Below are 12626 nucleotides of genomic sequence, written 5' to 3' on the forward strand. Positions count from 1 at the left end.
GATTTCCAACCCCCGCCTCCCCGCGAAGGCGGACGACGATTTCCAGCCTCCGCCTCCCCGCGGAGGCGAACGACGATCTTCAACCCCCGACTCCCCGCGGAAGCAAACGACGATCTCCAACCCCCGACTCCCCACGGAGAAGCACCATGGACCGGCTCGCCCTCCCCGGGCTCGCCGCCGCCCGTCAGGATCAGAAGCCGTAGGCGTCGCCCAGCGCGCTCTGGACGTATTTGCGCGCCTGGTGGATGCGGGACTTGGCGGTGCCGAGCGGGATGCCGAGCTGCTCGGCCACCTCGCTGTAGTCGAGCTGGCAGATGTCACGCAGCACCAGTGCCTGGGCCAGATCGGGCTTGTCGGCCTCCAGCGCCTCCATCGCGTCGAGCAGGTCCAGCCGGGATCCGGCGATCACGCTCACCCGGGCGACGTCCGGCCTCTGCAGCGGCAGCTCGTCCGAGCTCTGCTCGGCGGAGCGCCGCTTCAGCGAGCGGTAGGTGGTCCGGGCGCAGTTGGCGGTCACGATGTGCAGCCACGTGGTGAACCGGGCCCGCCCCTCGAAGCGGCCGATGTTGCGGGCCACCGCCAGCAGCGTGTCCTGGCAGGCCTCCTCGGCGTCCTGCCGGTAGGGCAGGATGCGCCCGCAGTGCCGCAGCACGTCGGGTTCGATCCGCTTCAGCAGCTCACCCAGCGCGCGGTGGTCACCTCGGGCGGCCACCCGGGCCAGTTCCTCGGTCGTCTCGTCCAGCGCCATCACGGGCCCCCATCAGCGGTCACAGTCGCTCGACATCCTACGGTCGAGGGTTATGTTTGGTTAACCTTCGGGACAAGCATGTCCCTATGCGAGGGGATCTGATGAACGCGATCCTGGTGGCCTCCAACCGTGGCCCCGTCTCCTTCACTCTCTCCGAGGACGGTTCCCTGAGCATGCGCAGGGGAGGCGGCGGCCTGGTGTCCGGCCTGGCGGAGGTGGCCAGAGACCTCAACATGCTCTGGGTCTGCGCCGCGCTGTCCGACGGCGACCGGGGTGCGGCACGGCTCGCGCCGGGTGGCCGGCTCGACCACGCCGGCTACGACACCGGAGCGGTACGGATGCTCGACATCCCTCCGACGATCTTCCACCGGGCCTACAACGCGGTGGCGAACTCCACCCTCTGGTTCGTCAACCACCTCCTCTACGACACCCCCAACCGGCCGCAGTTCGACGCCAGGTTCGGCCGCGAGTGGGAGTCCTACCAGGCCTACAACGAGGCGTTCGCGATGGCGCTGGCCGAGGAGGCCGGGCACGGGGCGAGGGTGATGGTGCAGGACTACCACCTGAGCCTGGTCCCGGCCATGCTGCGAGGCGAGCGGCCCGACCTGCGGGTGGCCCACTTCTCGCACACCCCGTGGGCGCCGCCGGAGTATTTCAACCTGCTCCCCGACGACGTCGGGATCGAGCTGCTCGAAGGCATCCTGGGTGCCGACCACGCGGGGTTCCTGACCGCCCGCTGGGCGGGGGCCTTCATGGACTGCTGCGAGGCGGTGCTCGGCGCCGGGGTGGACCGCGTCGGCCGCACCGTCACCCACGGCGGCCGGACGACCCGCATCGGCGTGCACGGCCTCGGGGTGGACGGCGACGCGCTCTGGGCGCGGGCCCGCGAACCCGACGTCGAGTCGCACATGACGGCCCTGCGCGACCAGGTCGGCGACCGCAGGCTGATCGTGCGGATCGACCGGACCGAGCTGTCCAAGAACATCGTCCGGGGACTGGCCGCCTACCGGGAGTTCCTGTCGGCCCACCCCGAGTGGCACGGCAGGGTCGTGCACCTCGCCTTCGCCTATCCCTCCCGGCACGACCTGCCCGAATACCGCGAATACACCGCGGCGGTGCAGCGCTGCGCCCAGGAGATCGAGGACGAGTACGCCACCGAGGACTGGGCCCCGGTGATCCTCAACGTGCACGACGACTACCCGCGCTCGCTGGCCGCCTACCGGCTGGCCGACGTGCTGCTGGTCAACCCGATCCGCGACGGCATGAACCTGGTGGCCAAGGAGGGCCCCGTCCTGTCGCCGAACAGCGCGCTCGTCCTGTCCCGGGAGGCGGGCGCCGCCGCAGAGCTGGGTGAGCACGCCCTGCTGGTCAACCCCTACGACGTCTCCGCCACGGCCGCCGCCCTCCACGCGGGCCTGGTCATGCCCGAGGCGGAACGCGCCCGCAGGGGCGCCCTCCTGGCCGCCGCGGCCACCGCGCTCCCCCCGCACCGCTGGTTCTCCGACCAGCTCGCCGCCCTCAAGTGAGCTCTGGGATTGCCTGGCCTGCCATGAGATAGTTTCCATTGACATTTCCCCTCACCCAAGGGAACCCGTGACCACGATCACGCCCGTCCGGTTGACCCGTGATCGCGCGACCTGGCTCATCTACCTACAGCTCGGCACCTTCGCCACCTACCTGTACGGCCTCAGCGCCGCCCTCCCGATGCTCCGCGTCGACCAGGGGGTGTCGCAGGCGGTCGCCGGGTTGCACGGCACCGCGATGGCGATCGGCGGCATCCTCACCGGGCTCGCCCTCCCCTGGCTGACCCGGAGGATCGGCCGTCGGGCGGTCACCTGGCTGGGTCTGGCAGGGATGAACGCCGGCGTGCTGCTGGTGGTGGCCGGCACCGCGCTGCCGGTCACCCTCCTCGGGTACGGCGTCGCCAGCGGGATGGCGTCGATCACCCTCTACGCGGGCATGGCCGCGCTCAACGACCACCACGGCCCGGCGGGCGCGGCGGCGATCAGCGAGGCCAACGCCGTCGGGGTGACCGTCGGCGTCGCCGCGCCGTTCGTCATCAGCCTCGCCGCGCAGACCGCGCTCGGCTGGCGGGCGGCACTGCTGCTGACCCCGGTCCTGACCGCGCTGCTCGCGCTGACCATGGGCCGGGTCTGGATGCCCGGACGCGAGGACGCCGGAGCCGGCACCGCCCCGGAGACCGGGGCCCGGTTCGGCTGGCGGTTCTACACCGCGGGGGCCGTGCTGTTCTGCTGCGTGGCGCTGGAGTTCTGCTTCAACCTGTGGGCGGCGAAGCTCCTCGCCGACCAGACCGGGCTGTCGGGCGCGGTGGCGGCGCTGGGGCTGACCGCGTTCACGCTCGGCCTCGCGGCCGGGCGCTTCGCCGGAGCGCGGCTGGCCCTGTGGGTACGGCCCCCCGTCCTGTTCGTCGGCGCCCTGGCGCTCACCGCCACCGGATGGGCGCTCTTCTGGCTGAGCCGGGACCCCGCGCTCTCCTACGCCGCTCTGGCCCTGTCGGGGCTCGGGGTCTCGCTGCACTTCCCGCTGGCCCTGTCGCGCGTGCTGGACGCCTCCGGCGGGCGGCTGGACCAGGCCACGGCCACGGCCTCGATCTTCGCCGGCGTCGCGGTAGCCATGGGACCGCTCCTGCTGGGCGCGCTGGCCGACGGGTTCGGCACCCAGCGGGCGTTCCTGATGATCCCCGTCCTGATCGGGCTGGCCGTCACCGGGATCCTGGTCAGCTCCAGGTAGCGCGCTTCAGCGTGCCCGCCAGGCCGGGAGTGTTCCAGACGTCCACCACGAGGATCTTGGACTTGGGCAGGAACCACTCGCGCTGGTCGAAGGTCGCGGTCTGCTCACCGTTGCCGTACTTCACGCACCGGCCGAACCAGGATCGGTAGTGGGCCTTGTGCCCCGGGCCGACCTGGCGCAGCCCGGCCACGGTGGCCTTGCCGAGGACCTGGCCGTGCTTGCCGTTGAACGGGCAGCGCTGCACGTCGCTGGCGGGGTAGAAGGGCCGCTCGGGCGTGTAGGCCGAGAAACCCTCGTGCCCGTACTTGATCACCTTCGGGCCGAACAGCCAGAAGGCGTCGCACTTCGGGGTGAAGTAGCCGGCGGAGGGCTTGCCGCACGCCCCGGTTATCACCTTGACCCGGTCGCCGTCGCGATACACCCCCCAGCTGGAGGGGATCGTCAGGTTCATCCCGCGAAAGGACAGGATCTGCGTGGCCGAGGCGGACGTGGCGGAGGCGGACGAGGTCGAGGCGGAGGCGACCATCGGGGTGACGAGCATGGCGGCGCCGGCCAGCGCGGCGAGGGCGTAAGCGGTCTTTCTCATGCGGCGAAGCTACTTGCCCCGACTTGCCAACGACTTAACGCCCAATGGCATCGGCGATGGAGCCGAGCAGCTTCATCACCCCGGAGGGCCCGTCCACGACGATGTCGGCCTCCACGGCGATCTCGGCCGACCCGCTGAACACCGTCACGCCAGGTAGCCCGGACGCCCGCACGGCCGCGAAGGCCGGCAGATCCCCCAGGTCGTCCCCGGCGAAGAGCACCGACCGCGCCGACCGCTCCTCCAGGAAGGCGCTCAGCGCCACTCCCTTGTCCACCCCCGGCGGCCGCAGCTCCAGCACGAACTTGCCCGGCTCGACCGTCAGCCCGGCCTCGGCCGCCAGCTTGGCGACGGGCTCGCGCAGCGCCTCCAGCACGGCCTGCGGGTCGGCGGTCTGCCGCGTGTGCACGGCCACCGACCGTTCCTTGTCCTCGAACCGGGTCCCGTCGAACCTGGAGATCAGCGGGGGCAGCTCGGCGCGGACCCGGGCCAGGCCGGGGTGGACGGGGGGCGCGGTGAGCCTGCCCGCCTCCCAGCGTTCGAGGCCGTAGTGGCCGAGCACGACCAGCCCCGGCACCCGGGCCAGGGAGCCGTACTCGACGGCGGTGGCGGCCGGGCGGCCGGTGACGATCGCCACGGCGCCGACCAGCTCGCCGAGCCTGGCCAGCACCGCGGGGCCGTCCGGGTGGATCCTGGCCGAGTCGGGGTCGGGCACGATCGGGGAGAGCGTGCCGTCGAAGTCGAGCCCGATCACGGCCCCGGCGGGGTCGTCCAGGATCGCCCGCAGCCCGTCGGGGGTGTTCACGGTCATGCTCGCCCGATCTCTCGTCGGCTCCGCCGCCCTGCCTGGCCCATGTGATTCGCTCCCCAGAGGATCGCCCCGGCTGCCTGCTCTGACTGGCCGTACCCACAGATCAGGGGCGCAAGCCCATGCGCCGGGCGGCGCGGTCGCGCCGGCGCGTCTCGCGGAGCCTGCGCAGACGCTTGACCAGCATCGGGTCGTGGGCGAGCGCCTCGGGCCTGTCGATGAGCTCGCCGAGAAGCTGGTAGTAACGGGTGGCCGAGATGTCGAAGGTCTCGCGGATGGCCTGTTCCTTGGCGCCGGCGTGGCGCCACCACTGGCGCTCGAAGACCAGAAGCCCCCGCTCCCTGTCCGTGAGGGCCCGCGGGGCCGGTTCCCGGGCAGCGCTGTCACCGGGGATCGGCGCAGTGTCCATTGCTGTCCTCCTCGGTCGGGCACACGGCGATCACACCGCGTACGCGCGGCCCGTTGCCAGGATAGTCGGGAATTTCGGGCTGGTTACGACGCATGCATTTCCGGCTGTTCATGACGGATGCGGAGACGTACAGTCACCAGATGTGACCTCAGTCATCACCCTTCTCACCGACTACGGCCTGGAGGACGGCTACGTCGCCGCCTGCCACGGCGTGATCGTCGGAATCTCACCGGAGTCCCGGATCATCGACGTGTGCCACCTGGTCCCGTCCGGGGACGTACGGCGCGCGGCGGCGATCCTGGCACAGACGATCCCCTATCTGCCCTCCGGCGTGCACATCGCCGTGGTCGACCCCTGGGGCGGCTCGCGCCGGGCCGTGGCGGTCGAGGCGGGCAGCCACGTGTTCCTCGGCCCCGACAACGGCGTGCTGTCCTGGGCGGTCCACGCCAGCGGCGGCGCGAAGGCGGCCTACGCGCTGGCCAACGAGGACTTCTTCAGGAAACCGGTCTCGCCGACCTTCCACGGGCGCGACGTCTTCGCGCCCGTGGCGGCGCATCTGGCGGTCGGGCGCGGCCTGGCCGAGCTGGGGCCGGAGATCCCGCTGGAGCGGCTGGTCTCGCTGCCCGCGCCGACCTCGCTGGTGCGCGAGGGCGTGGTGGAGGGCGAGGTGCTGTCGGTGGACCGCTACGGCAACACCCAGCTCTCGGTCGCCGCGGCCGACCTGCTCACGCTGGGGGTGCGGCCGGGCAGCACGCTGGTGGTCTGGCTGGGCAGGCGGCAGATCTCGGTCCCGTTCCGGGAGACGTTCGCCGCGGTGCCCCCCGGGGAGCTGGTCGCCTTCGCCGACTCGGCAGGGCTGGTCGCGCTGGCGGTCAACTCCGGCGACGCCTCCCAGCGGCTGGGCCTTCCGCCGGGCGCCCACGTGCGGCTGTCCCCCGCCCCCTCGTCCGGGTGAGGCCGTCCCCCGCCCCCTCGGTCATGTGAGGTTGTCTCCCGCCCCCTCAGCCGGACGAAGTCGTTTCCCGGCCTTCCGCAGGGTGTTCCCTAACAAGCGCTTGTGTAATATTTGCCCTATGACCGCACCCGTGATCGACGGCTGGTTCACCGTGGACGACGGCACCGCGCATCTGCTCGGCACCCGCTGCTCCGACTGCCGGACCGTCTACTTCCCACCCCAGACGGGCTTCTGCCGCAACCCCCACTGCGACGGCGAGGACCTGGCGGGGACCCGGCTCTCGCGGCGGGGCACCGTCTGGTCCTACACCAACGCCTGCTACCCGCCTCCCGCGCCGTTCGTGACGGCCGAGCCGTACACCCCGGTGACGCTCGCGGCGGTGGAGCTCGCCGAGGAGGGGATCGTCGTGCTCGGCCAGGTCAAGGACCTGACCGTGGAGGACCTGCGGGTGGGCATGGAGCTGGAGCTGACCTGGGGCCCGCTCGCCGACGGCCCGCCGGTGTGGATGTGGGGCAGACCGTGAGCGCCGTCATCCTGGGTGCGGGGATGCACCCCTGGGGGAAGTGGGGACGGCCCTTCGTCGAGTACGGTGTGGCCGCCGCCCGGGCCGCGCTGCGCGACGCGGGCCTGGCCTGGACCGACGTCCAGTTCGTGGTGGGCGCCGACACGCTCAGGAACGGCTACCCGGGATTCGTCGCCGGCGCGACGTTCGCCCAGGCCATGGGATGGAACGGCGCACGGATCGCGTCCTGCTACGCGGCGTGCGCCTCGGGCGCGCAGGCCATCGACATCGCCCGTACCCGGATCCTCGCCGGGCTCTGCGACGTGGCGCTGGTCGTCGGGGCCGACTCCACCCCCAAGGGGTTCTTCAAGCCGGTGGGCGGCGACCGCCCGGACGACCCCGACTGGCTCCGGTTCCGGCTGCTCGGCGCCACCAACCCGGCGTACTTCGCGCTCTACGCGCGCAGGCGGATGGCCCTGTACGGCAGCACCGCCGAGGACTTCGCCGCCGTCAAGGTCAAGAACGCCCTCGCCGGCTCCCTGAACGGCAACGCCCGCTACCGCCGGACCACCACCGCCGAACAGGTGCTCGCCTCCCCCATGGTGGCCGACCCGCTGCGGCTGATGGACATCTGCGCCACCTCCGACGGCGGCGCCGCCCTGGTGCTGGCCTCGGACGACTTCGCCCGCCGCCACGGCGCGAGCAGCCCGGTGCGGCTCGCGGCCGTCTCCACGGTGACGCCCGCCTTCCCCGGCACCGTGCTCGAACTACCGAACTTCGCCACCGACTCCACCGCGGCGGTGCCGCCCCCCGAGCGGACCTTCCGCGCCTCCATCGCCCACGCCGCCTACGAGGAGGCGGGTCTGGGCCCCGGCGACCTGTCGTTCGCCGAGGTCTACGACCTGTCCACCGCGCTGGAGCTGGACTGGGTCGAGGACGTCGGCCTGTGCCCGCCGGGCGAGGCCGACAAACTGCTGCGTGCCGGGGACACCGCGCTCGGCGGCCGGATCCCGGTGAACCCCTCCGGCGGGCTCGCCTCCTTCGGCGAGGCCGTCCCCGCCCAGGCCATCGCCCAGGTCTGCGAGCTGACCTGGCAGTTACGGGGCATGGCGGGCCCTCGCCAGGTAGCGGGGGCGCGGGCGGGACTGGCCGCCAACCAAGGTTTGTTCGGCCACGGCTCCTCGATCATTGCCACAACCTGACCATCTCGGCACCGCTACAAAGCATGTCGGTGGATAGTCTCGCTCCCGTTACGTTGAGTAGCCGCGAGCAGACAGAACGTTCCAAGTCCGGACACTGCCGCGGTTTCCTTACGGGGGGGAACAAACACATGATTCGTCGTCTTCTCATCACTTCCGCGTGCGTCGGCATCGCCATCCTCGCGCCTGCCGCCGCCGCGTCCGCATCCACGTCGTCGGCCAAGGCCGCTGACTGCTGCGGCGTCGGCGTCGTCTCGACCCCGGTCCTGGTCCCGACGGGCGCCGTCTACAGCGGCTGCACGAACACCGTCGTGGCGGCCTCTCCCTGCGCCGGCGCGTACGCGTACGGCGGCGGCGTCTACGGCGGCGGCGTGTACGGCGGCGGCGTGTACGGCGGTGGCGTCTACAGCGGCGGCATCCGTCCGGGCGTCTACGGCGGCAGCGGCAACGTGGTCAGCAACGGCAGCGGGGTCGGCCACGGCGTCGGGATCGGCGGCCTCGTCGGCATCGGCGGCATCGGCGTCGACATCCTGTAGTAAGCAGGTCGACATCCTGTAGTGAGCCAGGAGGGCGACGCCTCCACATCTCGTGTGTGGAGGCGTCGCCCTCCCGCGTTTCTCGTGGGCGAAGGCGTCGCCCTCCCGCGTCTCTCGTACGCGGAGACGTCGCCTTCCCGCCTTCGAGCCTCTCCCGCTTCCGGCCCGCCGCTCTCAGGCCCTCCGCGCGCTCGCTCTCTCCTAGACGTGCACCACGTCGTGGGTCTCCGCGAAGTGGCAGGCGCTCGCGTGCGCGGTGCCGGGCCGGATCTGCAGCAGCGGCTCCTGCTCGGCGCAGATGTCCTGCGCCTTCCAGCACCTGGTCCGGAAACGGCATCCCGACGGCGGGTTGGCCGGGGAGGGCGGGTCGCCCTGGAGGATGATCCGCTCGCGCCGTTCCCGCCCGTCCGGGTCGGGCACCGGGACCGCCGACAGCAGCGCCTGGGTGTAGGGGTGGGCGGGACGGTCGTAGATCTCGGTGTCCTTGCCCAGCTCGACCATCTTGCCCAGGTACATCACGCCTACCCGGTCGGAGATGTGGCGGACCACCGACAGGTCGTGCGCGATGAAGATGTAGGCGAGGTCGAACTCGCTCTGCAGCCGCTCCAGCAGGTTGATGACCTGCGCCTGGATCGAGACGTCGAGCGCGGACACCGGCTCGTCGCAGACGATGATCTCCGGCTGGAGCGCCAGGCCCCGGGCGATGCCGATGCGCTGGCGCTGGCCACCGGAGAACTGGTGGGGGTAGCGGTTGATGTGGTCGGGGTTGAGACCCACGACCTCCAGCAGCTCCTGCACCTTGCGGCGGCGGTCCCCCTTGGGGGCGACCTCCTGGTGGATCTCGTACGGCTCGCCGATGATGTCGCCCACGGTCATCCGGGGGTTCAGCGAGGTGTACGGGTCCTGCATGACCATCTGGATGTTGCGGCGGACCCGCTTGAGCTCGCCGCCCCTGGCCTGGGCGATCTCCCGGCCGTTGATCTTCACGGAGCCGGAGGTCGGCCGCTCCAGCGCCATCAGGAGCTTGGCCAGCGTGGACTTGCCACAGCCGGACTCGCCCACGATGCCGAGCGTCTCACCGCGGCGCAGGTCGAAGGAGACCCCGTCCACGGCCTTGATCGCACCGATCTGCTTCTTCATGATGATGCCCTGGTTCAGCGGGAAGTGCTTGACCAGGTCGCGGACCTCAAGGATCGGCTCACCCGTGGCTGCCATCGAGGACCTCCCTCCAGTAGTGACAGGCGCTGCTGCGCGTGGGGCCGATCTCGTACAGAGGCGGCGCCTCGGTGACGCAGTTGTCCTGACGGTAGGGGCACCGGGGGTGGAAAGCACAGCCCGAGGGCATCGCGAGCAGGTTCGGCGGCATGCCCTTGATGGCGTACAGCTCCTGGCCCTTCTGGTCCACCCTGGGGATCGAGTCCAGCAGCCCCTTGGTGTACGGATGGGCGGGGGCCCGGTAGATGTCGTGCACGAGGGCGTTCTCCACGATCCGCCCGCCGTACATGACCGCGATCTTGTCGGCCACGTCGGCCACCACGCCGAGGTCGTGGGTGATCAGGATCAGGCCCATGTTGCTCTCGCGCTGCAGCTCGGCGAGGAGTTCCATGATCTGGGCCTGCACCGTCACGTCGAGCGCCGTGGTCGGCTCGTCGGCGATCAGCACCTCCGGGTCGAGCGCGATCGACATCGCGATCATGATGCGCTGGCGCATGCCGCCGGAGAACTGGTGCGGGTAGTCGTGCACCCGCTGCCTGGCTCCGGGGATACGGACCCGGTCCATCAGCTCGACGGCCTTCTTCTCGGCGTCGCGCCGGGAGGCACCCCGGTGCACCCGGAACATCTCCCCGATCTGCGAGCCCACGGTGAACACCGGGTTCAGCGCGGAGAGCGCGTCCTGGAAGATCATCGCAACCCGCTGGCCGCGGACCTGGGAACGCGCCTCCTCCGGCAGCCTGAGCAGGTCGGTGCCCCGGAAACGGACCTCCCCCCGGGGGATGCGGGCCGGCGGCATGTCGAGGATGCCCATGATCGCCTGAGCGGTCACCGACTTGCCGGAGCCCGACTCGCCGAGCACGGCGAGCGTCTCGCCGGGGTTCAGCGAGTAGCTGACCCCGTTGACCGCCTTGACGACGCCCTGCCTGGTGACGAACTCCACGTGCAGGTCGTCGACGGCGAGCAGGGGTTCGTCGCCCAGGGCTCCCCCGGCCGGCAACACCGACGTTGACGTCTTCTTCACAGGTCCCCCCTTACCGCAGCTTCGGGTCGAGGGCGTCGCGTACGGCGTCGCCCAACATGATGAAGGCCAGCACGGTCAGGCTCAGGAACAGCGCCGGGAAGAGCAGCGGTCCCGGTGCCTCCAGGAAGCGCTCCCGGGCATCGGAGATCATAAGTCCCCAGGAGATATCAGGCGAGCGTAAACCGACCCCCAAAAAGGACAGACCTGCCTCCGCGGCGATGAAGCCGCCCAGGTTGATCGTGGCGACCACGATCACGGGCGCGACCGCGTTCGGCAGGATGTGCCGGAACATGATCCGGGGCGCGGAGGCGCCGAGCGCCCGGGCCGCGACCACGTAGTCCTGGCTCTTGGCGGTGATCACCGCGGCCCGCATGATGCGGAAGGTCATCGGCCAGGTCAGTACGGCCAGCGCCAGCATGACGGTCCAGACGTTGCCCGTGCGGAAGACCGCCAGGATGAGCAGGGCGCCGAGGATCGACGGGATGGCGAAGAAGATCTCGGTGATCCGGGAGAACAGGGTGTCGACCGTCCCGCCCCTGAACCCCGCGACGAGGCCGAGCAGACCGCCCACCAGCGCGGTGACGATCGTGGTCGTCACGCCCACCACGATCGAGTTGCGGGCGCCGTAGATCGTGCGGGCGTAGACGTCACAGCCCAGGTTGTCGGTGCCGAACCAGTGGGCGCCGCTCATGCCCTGGCGGGCGTCGGCGAGCCGGCAGCTCGCCGCGTCGAACGGGTCCACCGAGGTGAACAGCCAGGGAAACGCCGACATGATCAGAAAAATGCCGATAAGGACTGCCGAGCCGATGAAGAGCGGGCGGCGGCGCAGATCATGCCAGGCGTCGCTCCACAGGCTGGCGGCCTTGGGCGGCTTGGGGGCCCTGGCCGGCTTGCCGTGCCGGGCCCGCCTGGCGGCCGGGGCAAGGGTGTCACTCATAACGGATCCTCGGGTCGAGCACGGCGTAGAGCAGGTCGACGACCAGGTTGGCCAGGATGTAGATCAGCACCAGCACGGTCACGATGCCGACGACCACCGACTGTTCGCGCAGGTAGACCGAGCTGAAGAGCTGCTGGCCGATACCGGGCAGATTGAAGATCGTCTCGGTGATCACGGCACCGCCCATCAGCGTGCCGAGGTCGGCGCCGAGATAGGTGATCAGCGGGATCAGCGCGTTGCGCAGCGCGTGCCGCCCGACGACCCGGCGCCGGGGCAGGCCCTTGGCCACCGCGGTGCGGATGTAGTCGGCCCGCAGGGTCTCCACGAGGCTGGTCCGGGTGAGCCGGGTGAGGTAGGCGATCGACGTCCCGGCGAGCACGAAGCCGGGCAGCAGGTAGCTGCGCCAGCCGTCCGTGACGCCCGCGACGGGGAAGAGGCCGACCTTGACCCCCAGGAGCAGCTGGAGCACGAAACCGGTGACCAGCGTGGGAATGGAGATCAGCACCAGCGTGGACGCGAGGACCATGGAGTCCTGGGCCCTGCCGTGGCGCAGCGCCGCGTAGAGGCCGAGGCCGACTCCGATGACCGCCTCCATGACCAGGGCCGTCATCGCCAGGTTGATGGTCACCTGGAACTTGCCGGCCATGATGTCCGTGACCGGGACCCCGGCGAAGGTGGTGCCGAAGTCCCCGCCGAACAGGCCCGACAGGTAGTACCAGTACTGCACCAGGAACGGGTCGTTCAGGTGGTACTGCTCCCGCAGGATGGTGACGATGTTGGGGTCCATCCGCTTCTCGCCCGCCAGCGCCGCGATGGGGTCACCGGGCAGCGCGAAGACGATGGCGTAGATGAGCAGGGTGGCGCCCAGCAGGACAGGTATCGCCTGGATCAGGCGCCTGATGATGTAACGGCTCATTCAAGCCTCCCGTACATGCCTCGGGGACGCCCCCGCGGCACCGCCG

Annotated in this window: 14 protein-coding genes; 6 read left to right on the forward strand and 8 right to left on the reverse strand. The window is 70.9% G+C overall.

Features of this window, described 5'->3' with window-relative positions:
• Positions 1-190: 190 nt before the first annotated feature.
• Positions 191-748, reverse strand: a complete 558-nt coding sequence (locus SROS_RS43065) for an RNA polymerase sigma factor (RefSeq protein ID WP_012895279.1) — start codon at positions 746-748, stop codon at positions 191-193.
• A gap of 101 nt (positions 749-849) precedes the next feature.
• Here SROS_RS43065 and SROS_RS43070 point away from each other — a divergent pair, with 101 nt between their 5' ends.
• Positions 850-2274, forward strand: a complete 1425-nt coding sequence (locus tag SROS_RS43070) for an alpha,alpha-trehalose-phosphate synthase (UDP-forming) (RefSeq protein ID WP_012895280.1) — start codon at positions 850-852, stop codon at positions 2272-2274.
• A gap of 67 nt (positions 2275-2341) precedes the next feature.
• A complete protein-coding gene (locus tag SROS_RS43075) occupies positions 2342-3499 on the forward strand; it encodes an MFS transporter (RefSeq protein WP_012895281.1) in 1158 nt (385 codons plus the stop codon).
• Here the strand turns inward: SROS_RS43075 and SROS_RS43080 are convergent.
• The 3 genes from SROS_RS43080 to SROS_RS43090 form a co-directional block, all read right to left on the reverse strand.
• Entirely contained in the window at positions 3486-4085 is a 600-nt protein-coding gene (locus tag SROS_RS43080; RefSeq protein ID WP_012895282.1) for a hypothetical protein, read from the reverse strand. The two genes, SROS_RS43075 and SROS_RS43080, sit on opposite strands and share 14 nt — an antisense overlap.
• Positions 4086-4119: 34 nt before the next feature.
• Positions 4120-4893 carry a trehalose-phosphatase gene (gene otsB, locus SROS_RS43085; protein WP_012895283.1) on the reverse strand — a complete coding sequence of 258 codons (774 nt, stop codon included), beginning with the start codon at positions 4891-4893 and terminating at the stop codon, positions 4120-4122.
• A 103-nt stretch (positions 4894-4996) separates the two neighbouring features.
• Positions 4997-5299 carry a DUF3263 domain-containing protein gene (locus SROS_RS43090; protein ID WP_012895284.1) on the reverse strand — a complete coding sequence of 101 codons (303 nt, stop codon included), beginning with the start codon at positions 5297-5299 and terminating at the stop codon, positions 4997-4999.
• Between the two features lie 142 nt (positions 5300-5441).
• Between SROS_RS43090 and SROS_RS43095 the strand changes: the two genes are divergently transcribed.
• From SROS_RS43095 to SROS_RS51540, 4 genes are all read left to right on the forward strand, one after another.
• A complete protein-coding gene (locus SROS_RS43095; protein ID WP_012895285.1) occupies positions 5442-6254 on the forward strand; it encodes an SAM hydrolase/SAM-dependent halogenase family protein in 813 nt (270 codons plus the stop codon).
• Positions 6255-6372: 118 nt separating this feature from the next.
• Positions 6373-6777, forward strand: a complete 405-nt coding sequence (locus SROS_RS43100; RefSeq protein ID WP_012895286.1) for a Zn-ribbon domain-containing OB-fold protein — start codon at positions 6373-6375, stop codon at positions 6775-6777.
• Entirely contained in the window at positions 6774-7958 is a 1185-nt protein-coding gene (locus SROS_RS43105) for a lipid-transfer protein (RefSeq protein WP_012895287.1), read from the forward strand. The genes SROS_RS43100 and SROS_RS43105 overlap by 4 nt, the downstream gene beginning before the upstream one ends.
• A gap of 128 nt (positions 7959-8086) precedes the next feature.
• The gene (locus tag SROS_RS51540) at positions 8087-8491 is read left to right on the forward strand and encodes a hypothetical protein (protein WP_012895288.1); all 405 of its coding nucleotides are present in this window, start codon (positions 8087-8089) and stop codon (positions 8489-8491) included.
• 201 nt (positions 8492-8692) lie between these two features.
• Here the strand turns inward: SROS_RS51540 and SROS_RS43115 are convergent, their stop codons facing one another.
• From SROS_RS43115 to SROS_RS43130, 4 genes are read right to left on the reverse strand one after another with little or no spacing between them, the layout of a single operon-like run.
• Complete coding sequence (locus SROS_RS43115) at positions 8693-9706, reverse strand: ABC transporter ATP-binding protein (RefSeq protein WP_012895289.1); 1014 nt, start codon at positions 9704-9706, stop codon at positions 8693-8695.
• The gene (locus SROS_RS43120; RefSeq protein WP_012895290.1) at positions 9690-10727 is read right to left on the reverse strand and encodes an ABC transporter ATP-binding protein; all 1038 of its coding nucleotides are present in this window, start codon (positions 10725-10727) and stop codon (positions 9690-9692) included. Before SROS_RS43120 ends, SROS_RS43115 begins: the two co-directional genes overlap by 17 nt.
• Before the next feature lie 10 nt (positions 10728-10737).
• Positions 10738-11664 carry an ABC transporter permease gene (locus tag SROS_RS43125; RefSeq protein WP_012895291.1) on the reverse strand — a complete coding sequence of 309 codons (927 nt, stop codon included), beginning with the start codon at positions 11662-11664 and terminating at the stop codon, positions 10738-10740.
• Positions 11657-12580, reverse strand: a complete 924-nt coding sequence (locus tag SROS_RS43130; RefSeq protein ID WP_012895292.1) for an ABC transporter permease — start codon at positions 12578-12580, stop codon at positions 11657-11659. The genes SROS_RS43125 and SROS_RS43130 overlap by 8 nt, the downstream gene beginning before the upstream one ends.
• Positions 12581-12626 lie beyond the last annotated feature (46 nt).

This window comes from Streptosporangium roseum DSM 43021, from assembly GCF_000024865.1.
GTDB lineage: Bacteria > Actinomycetota > Actinomycetes > Streptosporangiales > Streptosporangiaceae > Streptosporangium > Streptosporangium roseum.